This is a genomic window from Sphingobium sp. DC-2 (assembly GCF_000722555.1).
GTDB classification, from domain to species: Bacteria; Pseudomonadota; Alphaproteobacteria; order Sphingomonadales; family Sphingomonadaceae; genus Sphingobium; species Sphingobium quisquiliarum.
On record NZ_JNAC01000035.1, the window covers coordinates 16,483 to 38,006 of the forward strand.

19 protein-coding genes are annotated in these 21,524 nt (G+C 63.4%); 8 read left to right on the plus strand and 11 right to left on the minus strand.

What is annotated here, in order from left to right; translation table 11 throughout:
- The first annotated feature begins 53 nt into the window (after positions 1-53).
- Positions 54-1,379 carry a cystathionine gamma-synthase family protein gene (locus tag ET21_RS0106625; protein WP_030539027.1) on the plus strand — a complete coding sequence of 442 codons (1,326 nt, stop codon included), beginning with the start codon at positions 54-56 and terminating at the stop codon, positions 1,377-1,379.
- A 114-nt stretch (positions 1,380-1,493) separates the two neighbouring features.
- On the opposite strand, the gene ET21_RS0106630 is transcribed toward ET21_RS0106625, so the two are convergent.
- Positions 1,494-2,168 carry an HAD family phosphatase gene (locus ET21_RS0106630; RefSeq protein ID WP_030539028.1) on the minus strand — a complete coding sequence of 225 codons (675 nt, stop codon included), beginning with the start codon at positions 2,166-2,168 and terminating at the stop codon, positions 1,494-1,496.
- A gap of 99 nt (positions 2,169-2,267) precedes the next feature.
- On the opposite strand from ET21_RS0106630, the gene ET21_RS0106635 reads away from it, so the two are divergent.
- Genes ET21_RS0106635 through ET21_RS0106650 form a run of 4 tightly spaced genes read left to right on the plus strand, consistent with a single transcriptional unit; the run spans position 2,268 to position 5,844 of the window.
- Positions 2,268-3,377 (plus strand): MlaE family lipid ABC transporter permease subunit, encoded by a 1,110-nt coding sequence (locus ET21_RS0106635; protein WP_030539029.1) that lies wholly within the window; start codon positions 2,268-2,270, stop codon positions 3,375-3,377.
- Entirely contained in the window at positions 3,377-4,249 is an 873-nt protein-coding gene (locus tag ET21_RS0106640) for an ABC transporter ATP-binding protein (protein WP_030539030.1), read from the plus strand. The genes ET21_RS0106635 and ET21_RS0106640 overlap by 1 nt, the downstream gene beginning before the upstream one ends.
- A gap of 3 nt (positions 4,250-4,252) precedes the next feature.
- Positions 4,253-5,215 carry an MlaD family protein gene (locus ET21_RS0106645; RefSeq protein ID WP_030539031.1) on the plus strand — a complete coding sequence of 321 codons (963 nt, stop codon included), beginning with the start codon at positions 4,253-4,255 and terminating at the stop codon, positions 5,213-5,215.
- Positions 5,216-5,229: 14 nt separating this feature from the next.
- Positions 5,230-5,844, plus strand: a complete 615-nt coding sequence (locus tag ET21_RS0106650; protein ID WP_030539032.1) for an ABC-type transport auxiliary lipoprotein family protein — start codon at positions 5,230-5,232, stop codon at positions 5,842-5,844.
- A 30-nt stretch (positions 5,845-5,874) separates the two neighbouring features.
- On the opposite strand, the gene pepN is transcribed toward ET21_RS0106650, so the two are convergent.
- From pepN to ET21_RS0106685, 7 genes are all read right to left on the minus strand, one after another.
- Positions 5,875-8,475 carry an aminopeptidase N gene (gene pepN / locus ET21_RS0106655; RefSeq protein ID WP_030539033.1) on the minus strand — a complete coding sequence of 867 codons (2,601 nt, stop codon included), beginning with the start codon at positions 8,473-8,475 and terminating at the stop codon, positions 5,875-5,877.
- A gap of 68 nt (positions 8,476-8,543) precedes the next feature.
- Positions 8,544-9,467 (minus strand): ParB/RepB/Spo0J family partition protein, encoded by a 924-nt coding sequence (locus ET21_RS0106660; RefSeq protein ID WP_030539034.1) that lies wholly within the window; start codon positions 9,465-9,467, stop codon positions 8,544-8,546.
- Complete coding sequence (locus ET21_RS0106665; RefSeq protein ID WP_030539035.1) at positions 9,464-10,246, minus strand: ParA family protein; 783 nt, start codon at positions 10,244-10,246, stop codon at positions 9,464-9,466. The genes ET21_RS0106660 and ET21_RS0106665 overlap by 4 nt, the downstream gene beginning before the upstream one ends.
- Entirely contained in the window at positions 10,243-10,884 is a 642-nt protein-coding gene (rsmG, locus tag ET21_RS0106670) for a 16S rRNA (guanine(527)-N(7))-methyltransferase RsmG (RefSeq protein ID WP_030539036.1), read from the minus strand. Before rsmG ends, ET21_RS0106665 begins: the two co-directional genes overlap by 4 nt.
- Positions 10,881-12,728 carry a tRNA uridine-5-carboxymethylaminomethyl(34) synthesis enzyme MnmG gene (mnmG, locus tag ET21_RS0106675; RefSeq protein ID WP_030539037.1) on the minus strand — a complete coding sequence of 616 codons (1,848 nt, stop codon included), beginning with the start codon at positions 12,726-12,728 and terminating at the stop codon, positions 10,881-10,883. The genes rsmG and mnmG overlap by 4 nt, the downstream gene beginning before the upstream one ends.
- A 60-nt stretch (positions 12,729-12,788) precedes the next feature.
- The gene (mnmE, locus tag ET21_RS0106680) at positions 12,789-13,982 is read right to left on the minus strand and encodes a tRNA uridine-5-carboxymethylaminomethyl(34) synthesis GTPase MnmE (protein WP_030539038.1); all 1,194 of its coding nucleotides are present in this window, start codon (positions 13,980-13,982) and stop codon (positions 12,789-12,791) included.
- A 4-nt stretch (positions 13,983-13,986) separates the two neighbouring features.
- Entirely contained in the window at positions 13,987-14,244 is a 258-nt protein-coding gene (locus ET21_RS0106685) for a DUF6489 family protein (protein ID WP_021238544.1), read from the minus strand.
- 152 nt (positions 14,245-14,396) lie between these two features.
- On the opposite strand from ET21_RS0106685, the gene ET21_RS0106690 reads away from it, so the two are divergent.
- Together ET21_RS0106690 and ET21_RS0106695 are read left to right on the plus strand one after the other, a co-directional pair.
- Positions 14,397-15,095: a dienelactone hydrolase family protein gene (locus ET21_RS0106690; protein WP_030539039.1), complete on the plus strand. Its 699-nt coding sequence runs from the start codon at positions 14,397-14,399 to the stop codon at positions 15,093-15,095.
- Between the two features lie 15 nt (positions 15,096-15,110).
- Entirely contained in the window at positions 15,111-16,079 is a 969-nt protein-coding gene (locus ET21_RS0106695; protein WP_030539040.1) for a quinone oxidoreductase, read from the plus strand.
- Between the two features lie 45 nt (positions 16,080-16,124).
- Here the strand turns inward: ET21_RS0106695 and ET21_RS0106700 are convergent, their stop codons facing one another.
- Together ET21_RS0106700 and rho are read right to left on the minus strand one after the other, a co-directional pair.
- Positions 16,125-16,847, minus strand: a complete 723-nt coding sequence (locus ET21_RS0106700; protein WP_030539041.1) for a YjbE family putative metal transport protein — start codon at positions 16,845-16,847, stop codon at positions 16,125-16,127.
- 110 nt (positions 16,848-16,957) lie between these two features.
- The gene (gene rho / locus ET21_RS0106705) at positions 16,958-18,214 is read right to left on the minus strand and encodes a transcription termination factor Rho (RefSeq protein ID WP_030539042.1); all 1,257 of its coding nucleotides are present in this window, start codon (positions 18,212-18,214) and stop codon (positions 16,958-16,960) included.
- A 270-nt stretch (positions 18,215-18,484) separates the two neighbouring features.
- Here rho and ET21_RS0106710 point away from each other — a divergent pair, with 270 nt between their 5' ends.
- The gene (locus tag ET21_RS0106710; protein ID WP_030539043.1) at positions 18,485-19,435 is read left to right on the plus strand and encodes a retroviral-like aspartic protease family protein; all 951 of its coding nucleotides are present in this window, start codon (positions 18,485-18,487) and stop codon (positions 19,433-19,435) included.
- A gap of 2 nt (positions 19,436-19,437) precedes the next feature.
- On the opposite strand, the gene ET21_RS0106715 is transcribed toward ET21_RS0106710, so the two are convergent.
- Positions 19,438-21,510: a transglycosylase domain-containing protein gene (locus tag ET21_RS0106715; RefSeq protein ID WP_030539044.1), complete on the minus strand. Its 2,073-nt coding sequence runs from the start codon at positions 21,508-21,510 to the stop codon at positions 19,438-19,440.
- Between the last annotated feature and the right edge of the window lie 14 nt (positions 21,511-21,524).

The window sequence follows — 21,524 nt, forward strand, 5'->3', positions numbered from 1 at the left end:
TCAGACCATCGGACCGGCGCGCCGGACGCGCCATGCCAAATCAGGAGAAGCCAATGACCGGCGAAACCGAAGCCGACCTCACGGGCGTAGAACCCGCGCGCGACCGCCGCCGTCCCAAGCAATCCATCATGGAAATCGACGGCCGCAAACTGAAGCCCGCGACATTGATGATGGGCCATGGCTATGACCCAAGCCTGTCGGAGGGATCGCTCAAGCCGCCCATCTTCCTGACGTCCACCTTCGCCTTCGAGAGCGCGGCGGCGGGCAAGCGGCATTTCGAAGGCGTAACCGGAATCCGGCCGGGCGGCGCGGAGGGCCTTATCTATTCGCGCTTCAACGGGCCTAATCAGGAAATCGCCGAAGACCGGCTGTCCGTGTGGGAGGAAGCGGAGGATGCGCTGCTCTTTTCCAGCGGCATGTCGGCGATCGCCACCACCCTGCTCGCGCTGGTCCAGCCGGGCGACGTGATCGTCCATTCCGCCCCCCTCTATGCCGCGACCGAATCGCTGATCGGGCGGACGCTGGGCAAGTTCGGCGTCCAGTGGCTCGACTTCCCCGCCGGGGCGAGCGGGGAAGAGATCAGCGCGGTCATCGAACGGGCGAAGCAACTTGGGCGCGTCGCCCTCATCTATCTGGAAAGCCCCGCCAACCCCACCAATGTGCTGGTCGATCTGGACGCCGTGGTGGCGCTGCGCAACCAGTTGTTCGATGGCGCCGATCATGTGCCGCCGATCGCGATCGACAACACCTTCCTGGGGCCGCTCTGGCACCATCCCATCTCCCATGGTGCGGACCTCGTCATCTACAGCCTGACCAAATATGCGGGCGGCCATAGCGATCTGGTCGCGGGCGGCGTGCTGGGCTCCAATGCACTGATCAACACGATCCGCCTGATGCGCAACACGATCGGCACCATCCTTGACCCGCACAGCGCCTGGATGCTGCTCCGCAGCCTGGAGACGCTGGAGCTGCGGATGAGCCGGGCGGGCGAGAATGCCGCGAAGGTCTGCGCCTGGCTCAAGGATCAGCCGCAGGTGGAAAGGGTCGTCTATTTGGGCTTTCCCGACAGCGACCGGCAGGCGGACATCTACCGGCGGCACTGCACCGGCGCGGGATCGACCTTCTCCCTGTATCTCAAGGGCGGGGAAGCGGAAGCCTTCGCCTTTCTCGACGCGCTCAAGATCGCCAAGCTGGCCGTGAGCCTTGGCGGCACGGAAACGCTGGCGAGCCATCCGGCGGCGATGACCCATTTGTCGGTGCCTGCCGAGCGCAAGAAAGCGCTGGCGATCAGCGACAATATGGTTCGCATCTCCATCGGCTGCGAGGACGCGGAGGACCTGATCGCCGACTTCGCGCAGGCGCTGCGGGCGGTGGGGTAGCGGGATCGCGTCCAAAATGCCCGTTCGCCCTGAGCCTGTCGAAGGGCTCTACTTCTTCAAATGAAGCGCTTCGGCAAGCTCAGCCCGGACAGATGGAGGGATCAGAAACGGCACTCAATCCCAATCCACCCGCGTCCATCCCCGCTGCGCCGCCAGCTTCGCCAGCGGCTTGTGCGGGTTGGATGCAAAGGGAAGGTCGGCGAATTCCAGCATCGGCGCGTCCGACACATGATCGGAATAGGCGCGAATATATGCGGAGGAACGGTCGATCGCTTCCGCCGCCATCCACGCCTTGATCATGCGCAGCTTGCCTGTGTCATAGCAATTTTCGCCCGCGATGCGGGCGCGGACATAGCGAAGGTCCTGGCTCAGATGATCCGTGGCGATCACGGCGTCAAAGCCCAGGCGGCGGGCGATCGGCTCGACATAGAGGCGGTAGGACGCGGTCGCGAGTACGAGGCGGCACCCATCCGCCCTGTCCCGCGCGATCTGCTCCAGCGCTCCGGCGCGGACATTTTCCGCCACCACCTTCGCCGCATAGCTTTCCACATGCGGCATCAGCTTGGCGCGCTCGACATTATAGCCGATCATCAACGCCTGATTGAGTTCTTTCAGCCGCTGCCGCGTAATCAGCTTCAGCACATAGGCGAGCATCAGCAGGATCACGCCGGGAAACAGGATCAGCCGCCACGGAGCCATGCGGCGCGCGACATGAATCAGGAAGCCGGTATAAGTGCCCGTGAAGGTCACCGTGCGATCCATGTCATATATCGCAAGCCGATGCGTCATGCCGTTCCCGAAACTTTTTGACCTTGCTCGTCGTTCTGCCTTGCGGATGGGCCGTTTCGGCTTGCCGTGCAACCGATAATGGACCACTAAACCCCCTTGATGAACAAAGCCGCCGATCTTGTGGAAGAACCGCGCGATGACGGCACTGTCGTTCGGCTCACAGGCCATCTGTCGATCGCCTGCCTGAACGATCTGCCTGCCCGCCTTGACGCAGTGACCGGCCCCGTCGCCGCCATCGACCTGTCCGGCGTCAGCCATATGGACACGATCGGCGCATGGACCGTCCATCGCGCCGCCAAACGGCTGGGGTGCGATCTTTCCGGCGCCAATGACGATGCGATGCGGCTGATCGAGACGGTGGGCACGCTGGACGAACCCGTCAGCATCCGCCCCGACTATGTCTCACCCTGGCAGCGCATCGTCGGCCAGATTGGCGAGGCCGTGGTCAATTCAGGCGTGACCCTGCTGGGCCTGCTCGGCTTTTTCGGCAGCACCCTGGTCGCGAGCTGGAACGTCATCCGCCACCCCAGCCGCTTCCGCCTCAACGCGGTGGTCCAGCGGTTCGAGGTGGTCGGCGTGTCGGCGCTGGGCATCATCGGCCTCATGAGCTTCCTGATCGGCATCGTCATCGCCCAGCAGGGATCGGTGCAGTTGCGCCAGTTCGGCATGGAAATGCTGACGATCAATCTGGTCGGCCGCCTCACCTTCCGCGAACTGGGCGTGCTGATGACCGCCATCATGGTCGCCGGGCGTTCGGGTTCCGCCTTCGCCGCGCAACTCGGCACGATGAAGCTGACCGAGGAAGTGGACGCGATGCGCACCATCGGCGTGTCGCCCATGGAGGCGCTGGTGCTGCCGCGCACCCTGGCCGTGGTGGTGATGATGCCGCTGCTCGGCTTCTATTCCTCTATCATGGCGATCATCGGCGGCGGCTTCCTGTGCGCCGTGTCGCTGGAAATCCCGCCGATCACCTTCGTCCAGCGCCTGCGGGAGGTCGTTCCCATAACCGACCTGTGGGTCGGCCTGATCAAGGCGCCTGTGTTCGGCGTCATCATCGCGCTCGCGGGCTGTTTCCAGGGCATGCAGGTCAAGGCCAATGCGGAGGAAGTGGGCCTGCGCACGACATCGGCGGTGGTGCAGGCGATCTTCCTCGTCATCGTCCTTGACGCCTTCTTCGCCGTCTTCTTCACCTGGGTGGGCTGGAACTGATGGCTCCCGAAGAGGAAGTTGCTGCGGAGGAAGCGCGTGTCGGGGAGGCGGTCGAGCAGAACGATATCGCCATCTCCGTCCGCGGCCTCAAGAACAGCTTCGGCGATCAGGTCGTGCATGAAGGGCTCGACCTGGACGTGCGCAAGGGCGAGATTCTGGGCGTGGTGGGCGGATCGGGCACTGGCAAGTCCGTGCTGATGCGCTCGATCATCGGCCTGCAAACGCCTGACGAGGGGGAAATCCACGTCTTCGGCGAATCGATGATCGGCCGTCTGGACGATGAAGCGCTGGCCATCCGCAAGCGCTGGGGCGTGCTGTTTCAGGGCGGCGCGCTCTTTTCCACCCTCACCGTCGCTGAAAATGTCGAAGTGCCGATCCGCGAATATTATCCCAATATCGGCGCGGAATTGCGGGACGAGATCGCGGCCTACAAGATCCGCATGACCGGCCTTCCGGCTGAGGCAGGCCCAAAATATCCCGCCGAACTGTCGGGCGGCATGAAGAAGCGCGCCGGGCTGGCCCGCGCTCTGGCGCTTGACCCGGACCTGCTGTTTCTGGACGAGCCGACGGCGGGCCTTGACCCGATCGGCGCGGCGGCTTTCGACGATCAGACCCGCAAGTTGCAGCAGACGCTGGGCCTTACCGTCTTTCTCATCACCCATGATCTCGACACGCTCTTTTCCATCTGCGACCGGGTGGCCGTGCTGGCCGACAGGAAAGTGATCGCGGTCGGGACGATCGACGAACTGCTGGCCACGGACCACCCGTGGATTCAGGAATATTTCAACGGCCCGCGCGGCCGCGCCGCGACCGCAGCCGTCGCGCGTGAAAGCGTCAAGGCAGCCGCGCACCCATCGGACGGAAGGCAATAGGATATGGAAACCCGATCCAACCATGTGCTGGTGGGCACGGTCACGCTGCTGCTTCTGGCGGCGATCATGGTCGCGGCCTTCTGGTTCTCCCGCCTTTCCGAAGGCGACAACAAGGAATATGACATCTTCTTCAAACAGTCCGTCAACGGTCTGGCGAAGGGATCGAGCGTCAACTATTCCGGCGTGCCGTCCGGCCAGGTGGAAAAGATCGAGCTGTGGAAGCGCGATCCCAGCTTCGTGAAGGTGCGCATCTCCGTGAAGGAAGGCACCCCCGTCCTTCAGGGCACCACCGCCACCATTTCCGGCGTCGGCTTCACCGGCGTCAGCGAAATCGTGCTCGACGGCGCGGTGAAGGGCGCGCCGCCCATCGTCTGCCCGGAACAAAATCCCCTGACCGCCTGCCCCGACGGCGTGCCCGTCATCCCGACCAAGCCGGGTGCGCTGGGCGAATTGCTGAACAATGCGCCGCAGCTTCTGGAGCGGCTGTCTACCCTGACCGAGCGGCTGACGGAGCTTCTCAACGACAAGAATCAGCAGTCGATCGCCGGCATCCTCGCCAATGTCGAGCGTCTGTCCGATTCGCTGGCCGACCGCAGCCCGGAAATCGCCGCGACGCTGGCTGAGGCGCGGATCGCGGTGCAGCGCACCGGCATCGCCGCCGAACAGATCGGCAAGCTGGCGTCGACCACCGACAGCCTGCTCAACGACGAAGGCCGCCCGCTGATGTCCGACCTGCGCAAGAGCGTACAGTCCGCCACGCGCAGCATCGACACGCTCGACAAGACGATCGCCGAAGCCCAGCCGGGCGTCCGCGCGTTCAGCAACCAGACCATGCCCGAAGTGAATCAGCTGGTGCGCGACCTGCGCGAAATGTCGCGGGCCTTCCGCGGCGTCGCTGAAAAACTCGACCAGCAGGGGGCGGGATCGATCGTCGGATCGCCCAAACTGCCCGACTATAAGCCATGAGAGGGGCCCTCACGATGTTCCACACAAAACAACGGGCTGTTCTGCCTGCCGCCCTCGCCCTGATGCTGTCGCTGCCGGGCTGCATTTCCTTCGGCGGAAAGCCGCCCGCGCAACTGCTCTCGCTCGATGCCGCGCAAAAGGTCGCGCCGGGCACGACGCGCAGCGCGTCGGCGGGCACCAGCATCACCGTGGCCGATCCCGACGCGCCCAAGCTGCTCGACACCGTGCGCGTGCCGGTGCGCGTGACGCCTACCTCCGTCGCCTATGTCACGGACGTGCAATGGGCCGACACGCCGCGCCACCTGTTCCAGAAGCTGCTGTCGGAAACGATCGCCGCCACCAGCAACCGCATCGTGCTGGACCCCGGCCAATATTCGGCGGATGCGGGTCAAAGGCTGATGGGCGAACTGGTGGAATTCGGCCTGGACGAAGCCAGCAACAGCGCGATCGTCACCTATGACGCGATTCTGGCGGGGCCAGGCGGCACCGCGATCGCGCGCCAGCGCTTCACCGCCAGTACCCCTGTGGGCGCGAAAATCGGCTCCACCACCATCGGCGCGCCCTTGAACAACGCCGCGAACAAGGTGGCGGCCGATGTGGCAGCCTGGCTGGCGGCTACCGGCCGCTGAGGTCACGGCGGGTAGCGGCGCTTCCCGCCTTCAATCCAGGCTCTTGCTCGCCTGCTCGGTCACATCCCTGGACAGGCCGGGCTGGGACAGGATGCGCTGCAACTCGGCGCGCATCATCGCCGCGCGCTCCTCATCGAATCGCCGCCAGCGTCCCAGCGGCGGGACCAGCCGGGCCGCCGTCTGCGGATTGATCTTGTCCAGCGCGATGATGCAATCCGCCACCATGCGATATCCCTTGCCCGATCGATGGTGGAACGCCCACTGGTTCCCGGCAAAGGCCCCGTAAAGCGACCGCACCCGGTTTGGATTGGACAGGGTAAAGTCGGGATGCCGTCCCAGTTCCTCCACCAGATCGACCGTGTCCGGGTGAAAGGCGAAGGCCTGCGTCTGAAACCATTTGTCCAGCGTCAGCGCGTCATCCCGGTAGCGGTTATAGAATATGTCGAGCGCCGCTTCCCGTTCCGCGCTCGTCCCGTTGGCAAGCGTGGCGAGTGCCGCCTGCCGCTCCGTCATATTGTCCGCGTCGCTGAACTGTCCAAAGGCAATGGCGGCCCCATCGTCAGCGCCAGACGCATTCAGGTAAAGCAGCGCCGTATTGCGTAATTTCCTCGCCCCCTTGGCGGCCGGGGAAAGCGAGAATGCGTTCGCCTGCGTCTTGCCGTGAATGTCCCGCCAAAGTGACTCAAGTTCAGCCCCGATCCGGCGCTGAAGCGAATCGCGTGCAACATGAATCGCGTCGGGATCGACCTGGCCTAGCTGGTCGCCAATATAGGCTTCGCTGGGAAGGCGGACGGCTTCGGCAATAAATGCCGGATCGAGCAGCGGGTCCGTGATCGTATCGCGGATCGCCGCGACCACGGCGGCATCGTCAACCATTTGCCCGCCGACGCGCCCGACCAGCACATTGACCATCAACTGCTGCATCGCTTCGTACCGGGCGAAAGGATCATCGTCGTGGCCAGACAGGAAGGCGAGATCAGCCTGGCTACGATCCGTCTCGATGATCACCGGCGCTGAAAAGCCGCGATTGATCGACAATATGGGCGGAGTGGCGAAATCGTCAAAGGTAAAGCTCTGCCGCGGCTGCGTCAGCATCAAAAGCTCGTCCCCGCGGCTCTTGCCGCTTGCGCGATCGAACAGGGCGACGCGCAGCGGAATGGCCATGGGCAGCTTGCCGGGCTGGCCGGGCGTCGGCGCCATGTGCTGCTCCAGCGTCAGTTCGGCCGTGCCGCTCGCCGCATCATGGGTCAGCAGCGCGCGGACATGCGGCGTCCCCGCCTGCTCATACCAGCGGCGGAATTGGGCCAGGTCGATGCCGCCCCCCTCTTCCATCGCACGAACGAAGTCCTCGCATGTCGCCGCCTCGCCGTCATGACGCTCGAAATAGAGGTCGGTGCCCGCCCGGAACCGTTCCGGCCCCAGCATCAGGGCCATCATGCGGATCAGTTCCGCACCCTTGTTATAGATGGTGGCGGTATAGAAGTTGCTGATTTCCATGTAGGATTCCGGCCGCACCGGATGGGCGAGCGGCCCTGAATCCTCCTGGAACTGCGCGGCCCGAAGGACCCGCACATCCTCGATCCGCTTGACTGCTGCGCTGCCCATGTCGGCGGAAAAATTCTGGTCGCGAAAGACCGTGAATCCTTCCTTCAACGACAGCTGGAACCAATCGCGGCATGTGACCCGGTTGCCTGACCAGTTGTGGAAATATTCATGGGCCACCACCCCCTCGACCCCGTCATAATCAAGGTCGGTCGCCGTATCAGGATCGGCCAGAATGTACCGCGAATTGAAGATGTTAAGGCCCTTATTCTCCATCGCGCCAAAGTTGAAGTCGGCCACCGCGACGATGTTGAACACGTCCAGGTCATATTCGCGGCCATAGACGCGTTCGTCCCACGCCATGCTGTTCTTCAACGCCTGCATGGCATGCGCCGTCCGGGGAAGGTCCGCCTCCTTCACCCAGATGCCCAGTTGCACATTGCGTCCGCTCTGGGTGGTGAAGCTGTCGGCATTGCAGGCAAGATTCCCCGCCACCAGCGCGAAAAGATAGCAGGGCTTGGGATAGGGATCGTTCCAGCGCGCCCAATGGCGCCCATCCGGCAAGTCGTCCTTCTCCACCGGATCGCCATTTGCCAGCAGCACGGGGTAAAGGCGCTTGTCCGCCTCCAGCCGCACCGAGTAGCGTGAAAGAACGTCTGGCCGGTCGGGAAAGAAAGTGATCCGCCGGAACCCCTCTGCTTCGCATTGGGTGCACAGCAGTCCACCGCTGGCATAGAGGCCCATCAGCTTGCTGTTGCTCTGCGGCGCGAGCGCGACCAGCGTCTCGACCTCATGCTCCTCACCACCGAGCGGGATGATGAGCGCCCCGCCCTCCATCGCCCATTGATTGGGCGTCAGCGGCTGGCCATCCACCCTCACCTCCAGCGGAGTGAGTTCGTCTCCGTCCAGCTTCAACGGCCGGTCATGGGCTCCATTCCGCCGGACCTTGAGCAGCGATCGGACTTCGGTGCGGGCGGCGTCCAGCACGAAATCGAGTGCGATATCGGGCACCAGCCAGTCAGGCGGACGGTAATCCTGACGGCGGATGATGAGGGGTGCGGTTCCAGTGGAGGATTGCATGTCTGCCATGCGGACAAGCTAGGCACTGGCCCGCGAAAAGGCCAGTAGCTCCGATCATAAAAGGCTGATCCTGGGCCTCAGATTCGCTCGCCGGACAGGCGCTGGCAGAGCATGTCCAGTTGATCCAGGGTCGAGTAGCGAAGCGATAGGGTGCCAGCGCCACCACCGGCATGGGCGATGTCCACCCGCACGCCCAGAATGTCGGCGAGATGCTGCTCCAGCGCGGCGATATCCGGGTCCTTGTCCCCCGTCTGGCGCGCCCGCTCGCGCGGGGCTGCGTCATTCCCCTTCTTGGCGCGGCGGACAAGTTCCTCCGTGTCGCGGACGGACAGCCCCTTGGCTTCCACGGTGCGGGCAAGGGCTTCGCAATCAGGCGCGCCGATCAGCGCGCGCGCGTGTCCCATGGACAGCTTCTGTTCGATCACCTGCCGCTGAACGGGCGAGGGAAGGTCGAGCAGGCGCATGAGATTGGCGATATGGCTGCGGGATTTGCCCACCAACCGGCCCAGCGCTTCCTGACTGTGATGGAACTCGGCGATCAGCTTGCGATAGGCTTCCGCCTCTTCAATGGGATTCAGGTCCTCGCGCTGGATATTTTCCACCAGCGCGATTTCCAGCGTCTCCGCCTCATCAAAGTCGCGGATAATGGCCGGGATACGATGAAGCTGCGCCCGCTGCGCCGCCCGCCAGCGGCGTTCGCCCGCAACGATCTGGAACCCGCCGCCATGCGGACGAACAATGATTGGCTGGATCACGCCGCGCTTGCTGATGCTTTCGGCCAGTTCCGCCAGCGCATCCTCATCGAAATGGCGGCGGGGCTGTTCCGGGTGAGGCTGAACAAGGGCGACTTCGATGCTCTGGATGGCCTTGCTGGAGGCCGTGGGCGTCGCGGGCGCGACAGGCTCCTCCCGGGCGACATCTCCAAGCAGTGCCGACAGGCCGCGCCCCAACCCTTGCGGGCGCTTGGCCACCTTCAGCTTTTCGTCACCATCATTGCTCAAGCAGCTATCTCCTGTGCAGGAAGCCGGGATATCAGTTCACGTGCAAGACGCATATAGGCTTCCGATCCTGAACAGCGAAAATCATAGATCAGCGCGGGCACGCCATGGCTCGGCGCCTCGGAAAGCCGCACATTACGGGGGATGACCGTATCGAACACCAGATCGCCCAGGCAGGCGCGAACATCGTCCGCAACCTGATCCGTCAGCCGGTTGCGCTTGTCGTACATGGTCAGCGCAACTCCCATGATGGAGAGTTGGGGATTGAACCGCCCTCTGATGCGCTCAACGGTCTGCAACAATTGCGACAATCCCTCCAACGCAAAAAATTCACATTGAAGCGGGACCAACAGGGATTGTGCAGCCACCATCGCGTTGATTGTCAAAAGCCCCAGGGATGGCGGGCAGTCGATCAGGCAAATATCCCAGCGGCCCGGCTGCCCTTCGCTCAAAACGCGTTCAAGGCGATGGGTACGCTGCTCATATTCGATAAGTTCGATTTCCGCGCCCGACAGATCCTGCGTCGCTGGTACGATATCAAGCTTGGGAACCCGCGTCGGGAGGACTGCATCTTCCAGAGCACAGTTGCCCACAAGAAGGTCATAGCTGGACTGGCCGCGATCGGCCTGATTCACCCCCAGCCCGGTCGAAGCATTGCCTTGCGGATCGAGATCAACGAGGAGGACCCGCAATCCCGTTGCAGCCAGCCCAGTCGCCAGGTTAATCGCGGTCGTGGTCTTACCCACCCCGCCCTTTTGGTTGGCAATGGCGATGCGGATCATGTTCGACCTTTCCTTGCCTTGGCTTTCACGGCGCGCGCAATGATGATGGCGCTCTCTGCATCCGTGATGCTGCGTTCCACGTGGAACACACCTTGCCATGCCGGCTGCACCGCCTCCAGTTCATTTTCCGCATTTCGTCCCTTTGGCAGCACCCATAGGGTTTTTTCTGTGGAAAGATGGACCGCCGACTGGAACAATTTGGGCAGCGGCGCATAGGCCCTGGCACTGATCACCGCCGCAGACATGGCAGGCACATTCTCTACCCTGCCGCCAAAAACACGGGCATGTGTCAGTCCCAGGTCATCAATAGCGGATTGCAGAAACTCGACCCGCTTGCGTCGGCTTTCAATCATGATCAACGGCCGTACCGACAAAATCGCGGCAACGATGCCCGGAAGCCCCGCACCCGATCCGAGATCAACCCAACTTCCCTCCCCTGCTTCCTCCGCCCATTTCAGAAGCTGCGCTGAATCAACGATGTGCCGCGCCCAGATGTGGGGACGGGTCGACTCCGCAATTAAATTCTGATGCTCCATCTCGGCAGTCAGGATCGCCACATAGCGCTCCAGCCGATCCCATGTTTCACGTGAAACAGTGAACTGCGCCTGCAACCAAGCGCGCGCCTCATCTTCTGTCACGCCGCCCGCCGCTTGATATGCGCCAGTAGGGCCGCCAAAGCCGCAGGCGTCACGCCCCTGATCCTGCTCGCTGCCGCAAGCGTATCCGGCCGCACCTGCTCCAACCGCTCGATCATCTCATTCGACAACCCACCAATTGAGGAGTAATCGAATTCACTCGCTATATTGATCCGCTCATTGCGGCGAAGGTCAGCGATCTCCGCTTCCTGCCGTTCGAGATAAGGTGCATAGCGCGCATCCTCCAAAAGCTCCTCCCGCTGCTCCTCATCCATCCGCATCAGCGACGGAGCTAAGGAAAACAGCAATTCGCGAGAGACTTCGGGAAAGCGCGCCCAATCGAACAAGGACCGGCGTGACCCATCCTGACGCACCGCCGCTCCCGCGCGCATCATCTCCGTAGCGCTCAACGTAGCGCTCAGCTCCTGCTCCGCTTCATCCCTCCGCGTCTGGCGGAGATCATAATAATGGCCACGCTCATCACCGATAAGGCCATGCTCGCGCCCGATCGCTTCGAGGCGTGACCCCGCATTGTCGGCGCGCAGGCGGAGACGATATTCCGCGCGCGCCGTCAGCATCCGGTATGGCTCGGTCACGCCTTGCAGAACCAGATCGTCGATCATCACCCCCATATAGCTGCTCGCGCGGTCAAGGATCATCGGCGCTTCACCCCTCACCTTCGCCGCCGCATTCGCCCCAGCGACAAGTCCCTGCGCCGCCGCCTCCTCATAGCCGGTCGTGCCGTTGATCTGCCCCGCGCAGAACAGGCCGGGCACCGCCCTCACCTCCAAGCTCGAACTCAGCGCGCGCGGATCGATATGGTCATATTCCACCGCATAGCCCGGCACGACAATCTCGGCCTTTTCCAAACCCGCCATGGACCGGACCATGGCAAGTTGAACATCGGCTGGCAGCGAGGTGCTGATGCCGTTCGGGTAGACGAGGTGATCCGCCAATCCCTCCGGTTCGAGAAATATTTGGTGCCCATCCCGATCGCCAAAGCGGATCACTTTGTCTTCAATGGAAGGACAATAGCGCGGCCCCCGCCCCTCGATCGCGCCGCTGAACAAAGGCGACCGGCCCAGCCCTTCGCGAATGATAGCGTGCGTCCGCTCGTTCGTCCGGGTAATGGCACAGCTAAGCTGCGGCAGAAGACGCTCAGTCGTGAGCGCGGACATGGTCCAGCGTCCTTCATCGGAAGGCTGCTCCTCCAGCTTTGCCCAATCGATCGTGCGTCCATTCAGCCGAGGCGGCGTGCCGGTCTTCAGCCGCGCCATCGGCAATCCCATTTCCCGCATCTGGAGGCCAAGCCGGGTTGCAGCCCGCTCTCCCGTGCGGCCACCCGCATCGACATCCTCCCCCCGGAACAGCTTACCGCCCAGGAAGGTGCCCGTCGCCAGAACCACCGCAGCAGCGGTCAGACTCCGTCCGCCCGCCAGGAGAAGGCCACCAACCTCCCCCTGAGACAGCAGCAGATCCGAGGCTTCACCTTCAACAATCTCCAGCCCGGCATAATCCTCCAGCAACTGGTGAATGGCCGCGCGATACCGGGCCCGGTCGGCCTGGATACGTGGCCCTTGCACCGCAGCCCCTTTGCTGCTGTTGAGCATCCGATAGTGGATCGCCGCGGCATCCGCTGCACGACCGATCAGACCATCAAGCGCGTCAACTTCCCTGACAAGATGCCCCTTGCCAAGCCCGCCAATCGCCGGATTGCAGGACATCGATCCAACGGTGGCGCGCGAGAAGGTCAACAGCGCCACCTTCGCGCCCTTGCGTGCCGCAGCAGCCGCTGCCTCGCAGCCGGCATGACCGCCGCCCACCACAATCACATCATATCTTTGCATGAGCGCGCCCTTACCAGAAGGAGGGGCTCAGGGTCAAAACTGTTCCACGTGGAACAGCGCTCATTTGCCGATGCAGAAACCCGCAAATAGCTGGTCTAGCATATCCTCGGTGCTCGCCTGCCCCGTCAGGCGATCAATGGCCCCCCGCGCCCGCCGCAATTCTTCCGCCGTTACAAGCAGATCCCTGGCAGCCCGTGCCGCACGCTCCAGCATGACCTGTACCAGAGCGCCCATCCCCTCGCCCGTCATGGCAGATACCGGCAACCCAGCGCGACCCGGCAGTCTATCTGCCTGAGCCGCGACCAGAATAGCATCATCGCGAGGAAGCTCATCAGCCACTCCCAGCCACAGGATGATGTCCGCTGCTTCAAGAGCCGAGCGGGCACGCTCCATCCCGATCAGTTCGATCGCATCCCCGGATTCCTCCCGCAGGCCTGCCGTGTCGGTAAAAAGGAAGGCCACCCCCTCAATGGCTGCGGGCACTTCGATCCGGTCCCGTGTTGTGCCCGCAATGTCGGACACGATCGCCGCCTCCCGCCCCACCAGCGCGTTGAGCAAAGTGGACTTGCCCGCGTTGGGCGGTCCAGCCAGAACGACGCGGATGCCATCCCGCAGCCGCTCTGCCGAAGGAGCAGCAAGGACTTTCTCCACCTGGCTCACCAGATCATTCAGCCGCGCCATTATGCGGGCCTCGATCCCATCATCCGGGACATCATCCTCATCGGAAAAGTCGAGCGCCGCTTCGGCCATTGCCGACACTTGCAGAAGCTGCTTGCGCCAATCCTCTATATGCCGGGAGAAATGCCCTTCCGCCATCAGCAAGGCGGCGCGGCGCTGCTGCTGCGTTTCGGCCGCCAGCAAATCCGACAGACCCTCCACCGCGTTGAGGTCCATGCGACCGTTCAGGAATGCGCGCCTGGTAAATTCCCCCGGCTCCGCCATGCGCAGCCCAGGCAGGGCCGCCAGCGCACTTTCGACCGCCGCGATCACGGCTCGCCCGCCATGGCAATGAAGCTCCGCCAGATCCTCCCCCGTCACCGTCGCCGGGCCGGGGAACCAGAGGACGACCGCTCTATCCAGCATTTCGCCGGTGCCGGGATCGAAAATCCGGCTAAGCCGCGCTAGCCGCGGCGCAGGCAGCGCTTTCCCGCTAACCTGCCGCAACGCATCGCCAGCCGCCGGACCGCTTATGCGGATAATCCCTATGCCCGCAGGCGGTGCACCGCTCGACAGGGCAAAAATCGTGTCCGCCACCAGTTCAGGACTTGTCGTTGCCCATTTTGGGGGTCATCCCGGACAGACCGATATCCATCATCTGCTTGAATAGCTTCATACCCGCGTCACCCATGGGAGCGAAGGTCTTCACCACGGATTCCATCTGTTCGATGCTGGTCACGCCATCGATGCTGTCGAGCACGGTCTTCACATATTTGTCGTGAATGGGCGTCACATCAGGCAGGCCGAGGAAGGCGCGCGCTTCGGCCGGGGTGCAATCAACGTCAACGCTTACCTTCATCTTCGCGGATCCTTGCCAGCGGTCGTCCCGGCTTCCGTCATGCCGCAACAGGGCCGCCCAACGCAAATTTTTTACGCGAACGGCTGGTTGGCGTGCCGCTCAAAGCCGATTACTCATAGGCCTGAAAATAACAGCTGCGGAAAGGTCTTGCCATGACAGCATATACGCCCATCCCCACCCTTGAAGGCGATGCCAGCTTCGACGCCTATATTGCGCGGCCAGCAGGCAAGCCCAAGGCGGCCATCATCGTCATTCAGGAGATTTTCGGCGTCAATGAAGGCATCCGCCGCAAATGCGGCCATTGGGCGCAGCAAGGATATCTCGCCGTCGCCCCTGACCTGTTCTGGCGCGACCAGCCGCATGTTGAGCTGGATGCCGACAAGCCGGAGGAGTTTCAGGCGGCGCTCGGCCATATGCAGCGGATGGATCAGGATCTCGCCATTCGGGATATCGAAGCGGCGATCAAGGCAGCGCGCGCCGAACTGGGCGAAGGCGGGAAGGTCGGCGTGGTCGGTTACTGCCTCGGCGGAAGGCTGGCATTCATGGCCGCTTGCAGAACGGACGGGGACGCTTTCGTCGGCTATTATGGCGTGGGCATCGACAACCTTCTGGGCGAGCAGCATGCGATTGGAAAGCCGGTGCTTCTGCATATCCCGACCGCTGATGGCTTTGTTCCTCCTGAAGCGCAGAAGAAGATGCATGAGGGCTTGAAGGACAATCGCCACGTCACCCTGCATGACTATGAAGGCCTGGACCACGGCTTTGCCGCGGAGATGGGCAATCGCCGCGACGAAGCCGCCGCGCGGCTGGCGGATCAGCGGACGGCAGATTTCTTCGCGCAGAATCTCTGACTTGGGACGCTGATGATGGCAAGACCCTGGCATATAGCCGTGCGGGCCCATGGCGGCCCGGACGTGATGGAGAAGGAGGAGTTCGATCTTCCTCCGCTTGGGCGCACCGATATCCTCATCGCGCAGGACGCGGTCGGGCTCAACTATATCGACACCTATTATCGCTCCGGGCTCTACCCTGCCGATCTGCCGCTGGTGCTCGGATCGGAAGGCGCTGGTTACGTCGCGGATATGGGCTCGGAGGTGACCGGCTTTGCCGTAGGGGACAAGGTGGGCTGCGCCAGCGGGCTTGGCGCCTATGCCACCCACCGCATCGTTCCGGCCAGCCAAGTGGTCGGGATACCGGCCGAGGTCGGCACCGATGAAGCGGCAGCGCTGATGCTGAAGGGGATGACCGCCTGCTACCTCGCCGAAGACACGGTTTCGCTTGGAGTGGGACAGGTCGCCCTTGTCCATGCGGCTGCGGGCGGTGTGGGCTCCGTGCTCGTCCCATGGTTGCGCGACAAAGGCGTCGTTGTGATCGCCCATAGCGGCTCTGCCGAAAAGGCCGCAACCGTTCAGGCCGATCATAGCCTGCACGGGCCGTTCGAGTCATTGCCCGGCCAAGTCCGCGAACTGACCGGAGGCGAGGGAGTGGATGTGGTCTATGACGGCGTGGGTAAGGATAGCTGGAGCGCGTCGCTGGATTGTCTCAAGCGGCGCGGGCTCATGGTCAGCTTCGGCAATGCCTCTGGCGCAGTGCCGCCGGTCAGCCTGCTCGATCTCAGCCGCAAGGGGTCGCTTTATGTTACCCGCCCCACCCTGTTCGACTATATCGCAACGCGCGAAGCATTGGATAATGTCGCAGCACGGCTGTTCGACCGGGTAAGCCGTGGCGTGGTGCGCGCGGTCATAGGACAACGTTTCGCTCTTGAAGACGCTGCCGAAGCCCACCGCTTGCTGGAGGCAAGGCAGACGACCGGCAGCACAGTGCTGATCCCCTGATCCATCTGTCCGATCCCGCACTGGACCGCGCGGGATCGGCAATTGTCACACAAAGAGCGTCAATATCCCGACCTGATTATCGACGATGCCGTCATAGATCATCTTGACCGCGACATAGATGATGACCGCCAGACCAACGTAGGCGATCCACCGGAACCGCTCGATATATTTGGCGATGATGTTCGCCGCCACGCCCATGAGGGCTACGGACAGGATCAGGCCGATGATCAGGATGCCGGGATGATCGCGCGCCGCGCCAGCGACGGCCAGCACATTGTCCAGGCTCATGGAAACGTCAGCGACTGCGACCGCCCAGGCGGCGCCAGCGAAGCTCTTGGCGGGACGCAGGCCGGAAACATCATCGTCGGTGGGGTCGTCAGGCGTCTCGGTCCCGCGCTTGGGATGCAGTTCGCGCCACATCTTCCAGCTCACCCACAGGAGGAGCAAACCGCCCGCCAGGATCAGGCCGACGATCTGCATCAACTGCGTGACCACCAGCGCAAAGCCGATCCGCAGGACCAGAGCGGCGATGATACCAATCAGGATGACCCGCTGGCGCTGCTGCACCGGAAGACCGGCCGCCAGTGCGCCGACGACGATGGCGTTATCGCCCGCCAGCAATATGTCGATCATCAACACCTGGCCAAAGGCTGCAAGCGCCTGAGGCGACCCGATATTGCTGAAATCGTTGACGATATGGCCCCAGATATCGGCGGGAGAGCCAAAACCCTGGGCCGCAGCAGCGGCAGTGGCAAAAAGGTCGATCATGGCGGCCTGATGTCCCCTAGTCGATATCGATCAGTAAAGATGACGGGCGGATTGCACGCCCCGCAATATGGCGAAGCGATCAAGCCGCAGCCTGAACGCTTCCCCCATGCTTATTGATTCATGGAATCGAAGAAATCCTCATTGGTCTTGGAATCCTTCATCTTGTCGAGCAGGAATTCCATCGCGTCGACCGTGCCCATCTGCATCAGGATACGGCGCAGCACCCACATCTTGCTGAGCTTGGCCTTGTCGACCAGCAATTCTTCCTTGCGGGTGCCGGACTTGCCGACATCCAGCGCCGGGAAGATGCGCTTGTCCGCCACCTTGCGGTCGAGCACGATTTCCGAATTGCCGGTGCCCTTGAACTCTTCGAAAATGACTTCATCCATGCGGCTGCCGGTATCGATCAGCGCGGTGGCGATGATGGACAGCGATCCGCCTTCCTCGATATTGCGTGCCGCGCCAAAGAAGCGCTTGGGCCGCTGCAACGCATTGGCGTCGACGCCGCCCGTCAGCACCTTGCCCGATGACGGCACGACCGTGTTGTAGGCGCGGCCAAGGCGGGTGATCGAATCGAGCAGGATCACCACATCCTTTTTATGTTCCACGAGGCGCTTGGCCTTCTCGATTACCATCTCGGCGACCTGAACGTGGCGCGAGGCAGGCTCGTCGAAGGTCGAGGACACGACCTCGCCCTTCACGCTGCGCTGCATGTCGGTGACTTCTTCCGGCCGTTCGTCAATCAGCAGGACGATCAGGAAGACTTCGGGATGATTGTCCGTGATCGCCTTGGCGATATTCTGCAACAGCACGGTCTTGCCGGTGCGGGGCGGGGCGACGATCAGGGCGCGCTGCCCCTTGCCCTGGGGCGAAACGATGTCGATGACGCGCGCCGACTTGTCCTTGACCGTGGGGTCCAGCGTGTCGAGCACCAGCTTTTCGGTCGGATAAAGCGGCGTCAGGTTGTCGAAGTTGACGCGGTGGCGGACAACTTCCGGGTTGTCGAAATTAACGGAAATGAGCTTCGTCAGCGCGAAATAGCGCTCGCCGTCCTTGGGCGCGCGGATCTCGCCTTCCACCGTATCGCCGGTGCGCAGGCCGAACTTGCGCACCTGATTGGGCGACACATAGATGTCGTCCGGTCCGGCGAGGAAATTCGCTTCGGGCGAGCGCAGGAAGCCGAAGCCGTCGGGCAGCACCTCGATCGTGCCCTCGCCCATGATCTGCTCGCCATTTTCCGCCTCGGCCTTGAGGATCGCGAACATCAGGTCCTGCTTGCGCAGGGTCGATGCGCCTTCGACGCCCAGTTCCTCCGCCATGGTGACAAGATCGGCGGGCGATTTCTTCTTGAGGTCCTTAAGGTGCATTCGACTTGAGTCCGATGGAAAGAGGATAGAGATGACGCTTCGGGAGAATAGGCCCGGCAGGGGAAGCCGGGAGCCCGCGCCGGACGGCGGGGAGAGATTGTTCCGCGTTTAGCGGCGAGGGCCGCGGCAAGTCAAGGCGGCTGCGGCCCCCGCACGCGCGGAAAACGGCATCAGGCGGGCGCTTCGCGGCAGAAGGTGCTCAAGCTGCGGCAATGGACCAGCCCCGCCCCGCCATGATATGAAGGAAGATATAGGCTGGAGAGGTGAGTCATGGAACGTCTTCGTTCCATTGCCGTGATCGCATTCCTGTCCTTTGCCGCGCCTACGCTGGCTCAAGCCCCTACGCCGCCCGCCGATGACCCGCCTTCCGTCATCCGCACCCTGCCGCAGGATGATCGAATGACGATCCCGATCCACATCGGTGGAAAGGGTCCCTGGAACTTCATCGTCGATACCGGATCGCAGCGCACCGTCCTATCGCGCGATCTGGCGGAGCGCCTCGTCCTGCCCACGCTGGAGATGGTCACGGTCATCGGCATGGCCGGGAAGGCGCAGACGCGCACGGTCGCGGTGCCGCAGCTTCGCTATGGCAGCGTCACCGTCGACGGCATCGAGGCTCCGGTGCTGGAGGCCGCGCATCTGGGCGCGCCCGGCCTCCTCGGCCTCGACAGCCTCCACGCCCGCCGCCTGCTGATCGACTTCCGCGCCGGGCGGATGGAAATCAGCAACAGCCGCCGCGCCTTGCGGGACCCCAACGCCATCATCGTCGAGGCGCGCCGCCGCAAGGGCCAGCTCATCCTTCTCCATTCGGACGTGAACGGGACGAAGGTGAACATCATATTGGATACGGGCACGCACCTCAGCGTCGGCAATCTCGCGCTGATGAACAAGCTCAGCCAAAGGAAACGCGCCCCGCCGCTCGCCCCCGTTACGCTGCTCAGCGTCACCGGAGAGGTGCTGAGCGGCCTGCTGGGCCACCTCCAGCAGATCCGCATGGGACCGATCCTGCTCAGGAATCTGCGCGTCATGTTCGCCGACGCGCCGCCCTTCGCCGAACTTGGCTTGCAGGACAAACCTTCCCTGCTGCTGGGCATGGACGCGCTCCAGTCCTTCGACAGGATCGCGATCGACTTCGGCCGGGGCAAGGTCGATTTCCTCATGCCCGATGGCAGCGCGCTCGATCACCAGCAGCTTGCGGCGAAACTGCCTGCGGCGGGATAGGATCAATGCGGCGGCTGCCTCGGCCGGTCACGGCCCAGCACCTGATCGATCCATTGCTGGTCCAGCCGCGGCGGCGCTGGACGGGCGGGCGGCGCCTGCGACACGGGGCCCTGCTCGCCCGAGTCCGGGTCTTCTTCCTCCGGCGGCGGCTTTTGCTGGCCGGAATCGACCGGCAGGCCATTCTCATCGACCATCATGCCGTTGTCGGGCTGCCCATAATAGGCTTCCTCATCCGGCTCCAGCTGCCATTCGGGCAAGGTCACCTGCGTTTCGAACTGTTCCACCGGACGGCGGGACACGGCGACCTTCATGAAATCGGCAAAGGCGCGGGCGGGCGCCCTGCCCCCCTGGAGCACGCGCACCGCGCGGGCATCGTCGCGGCCCATCCACACGCCTGTCGTGATGCCGCTGGAAAAGCCCAGGAACCAGCCATCCTTGTTGCTGTTGGTCGTGCCGGTCTTGCCTGCCACCGGGCGGCCGATCTGCGCCGCCCTGCCGGTGCCGGTGCTGACCGCCGTCTGCATGAGGTCGGTCATGCCCGCCGCCACCCAGGGCGCGACCAGCACGCGGCTGGTATCGTCCTGATGCTGGTAGAGCAGCCTTCCGTCGGCGGTCGTCACCTTGGTGATGCCATAAGGCGTCACCGCCACCCCCTTGCGCGCGATCGATGCGAAGGCGCGCGTCATGTCGATCAGGCGGACGTCCGACGTGCCCAACACCATCGAAGGATGCGTGTTGATGGGCGTGGTGATGCCGAAACGGCGCGCCATGTCGGCGATGGTCGGAAAGCCGACCTCGACCCCCAGCTTGGCCGCCACCGTATTGATGGAATAGGCGAAGGCCGTGCGAATATCGATATCGCCCGAATAGCGTCCGCTGCTGTTGCGCGGGCTCCATCCGTTGATGGTGACCGGACTGTCGGTGACGCCCGTATCGGGCGTATAACCGGCCTCCAGCGCCGCCATGTAGACGAAGATCTTCCAGGCCGAACCGGGCTGGCGCGTCGCGGTGGTCGCGCGATTATAGTTGGACGACACATAGTCGAGCCCGCCCACCATCGCCCGCACCGCCCCGTCGCGGTCCAGCGATACCAGCGCGCCCTGAGCCCCGGCAGGCGCATTGGCCTTGATCGCCGCCGTCGCCGCCTTCTGCATGCCAAGGTCGATGGTGGTATAGACCTCCAGCGGCTCATTGGGTTCGTCCACCAATATGTCGAGCTGCGGCAGCGCCCAGTCGGTGAAGTAGCGGACGCTGTTCTGCGGCGGCTCAGGCGCCATCTTGACCTCGTCCAGGTCGACGCTGGCCCGTTCGGACGCGCTGATCACGCCATTTTCCTGCATCAGGTCCAGCACGACGCCCGCGCGGCCGATGGCGGCGTCCGCGTCGGCCGTGGGCGAATAGCTTGACGGAGCCTTGACCAGACCCGCGATGATCGCCGCTTCGGGCAGGTCCAGCGTGGTCGCGGGATGGCCGAAAAATTTCCGGCTCGCCGCATCGATGCCATATGCGCCGCCACCGAAATAGACCTTGTTGAGGTACAGTTCCAATATCTGGCGCTTGGAGAATTTCCGCTCCAGCGCCAGCGCCAGGATCATCTCCCGTACCTTGCGGCCCCAGCTATAGCTGTTGTTGAGAAAGATGTTGCGCGTCACCTGCTGGGTGATGGTGGACGCGCCCTGCAAGCGCCGCCCCTTCCCCCGGTTTTCCAGCGCCACCCACGCCGCGCGCGCCATGCCGATCGGATCGACGCCGGGATGGTGGTAGAAACGCCGGTCCTCGGTCGACACCATGGCTTCGACCATCACCGCGGGGATCTGGTCATAGGCGAGCCACCGGCCAAAGCTGGGACCCAGCGACACGATCACGCTGCCATCGGCGGCATGCACGCGGATCATCTGGCCATTGGGCGACGATTTCAGCGATTCATAGCTGGGCAGCGACTGATAGGCGATCACAACGGCGATGGCGATGGCGAAGAGGCCGCCCAGCGTCGCCACCAGCCCCAGCTTCACGGCCCGCATCAGCCATAGCCGCGCCTTGCCGGGCGTTCCGTTGCTCTTGCCTGATCGTGCCATATGTGTCGCCGGAT

What these genes read in the sequence shown, in the direction of transcription:
- ET21_RS0106685 (WP_021238544.1), bottom strand. Translation starts at nt 14,244, where the DNA reads ATGAAGGTAAGCGTTGACGTTGATTGCACCCCGGCCGAAGCGCGCGCC.
- ET21_RS0106695 (WP_030539040.1), top strand. Translation starts at nt 15,111, where the DNA reads ATGGCAAGACCCTGGCATATAGCCGTGCGGGCCCATGGCGGCCCGGAC.
- pepN (WP_030539033.1), bottom strand. Translation starts at nt 8,475, where the DNA reads ATGGCAGACATGCAATCCTCCACTGGAACCGCACCCCTCATCATCCGC.
- ET21_RS0106715 (WP_030539044.1), bottom strand. Translation starts at nt 21,510, where the DNA reads ATGGCACGATCAGGCAAGAGCAACGGAACGCCCGGCAAGGCGCGGCTA.
- ET21_RS0106635 (WP_030539029.1), top strand. Translation starts at nt 2,268, where the DNA reads ATGAACAAAGCCGCCGATCTTGTGGAAGAACCGCGCGATGACGGCACT.
- ET21_RS0106625 (WP_030539027.1), top strand. Translation starts at nt 54, where the DNA reads ATGACCGGCGAAACCGAAGCCGACCTCACGGGCGTAGAACCCGCGCGC.
- ET21_RS0106690 (WP_030539039.1), top strand. Translation starts at nt 14,397, where the DNA reads ATGACAGCATATACGCCCATCCCCACCCTTGAAGGCGATGCCAGCTTC.
- ET21_RS0106645 (WP_030539031.1), top strand. Translation starts at nt 4,253, where the DNA reads ATGGAAACCCGATCCAACCATGTGCTGGTGGGCACGGTCACGCTGCTG.
- ET21_RS0106710 (WP_030539043.1), top strand. Translation starts at nt 18,485, where the DNA reads ATGGAACGTCTTCGTTCCATTGCCGTGATCGCATTCCTGTCCTTTGCC.
- ET21_RS0106665 (WP_030539035.1), bottom strand. Translation starts at nt 10,246, where the DNA reads ATGATCCGCATCGCCATTGCCAACCAAAAGGGCGGGGTGGGTAAGACC.
- ET21_RS0106630 (WP_030539028.1), bottom strand. Translation starts at nt 2,168, where the DNA reads ATGACGCATCGGCTTGCGATATATGACATGGATCGCACGGTGACCTTC.
- rho (WP_030539042.1), bottom strand. Translation starts at nt 18,214, where the DNA reads ATGCACCTTAAGGACCTCAAGAAGAAATCGCCCGCCGATCTTGTCACC.
- mnmG (WP_030539037.1), bottom strand. Translation starts at nt 12,728, where the DNA reads ATGCAAAGATATGATGTGATTGTGGTGGGCGGCGGTCATGCCGGCTGC.
- ET21_RS0106700 (WP_030539041.1), bottom strand. Translation starts at nt 16,847, where the DNA reads ATGATCGACCTTTTTGCCACTGCCGCTGCTGCGGCCCAGGGTTTTGGC.
- ET21_RS0106650 (WP_030539032.1), top strand. Translation starts at nt 5,230, where the DNA reads ATGTTCCACACAAAACAACGGGCTGTTCTGCCTGCCGCCCTCGCCCTG.
- ET21_RS0106640 (WP_030539030.1), top strand. Translation starts at nt 3,377, where the DNA reads ATGGCTCCCGAAGAGGAAGTTGCTGCGGAGGAAGCGCGTGTCGGGGAG.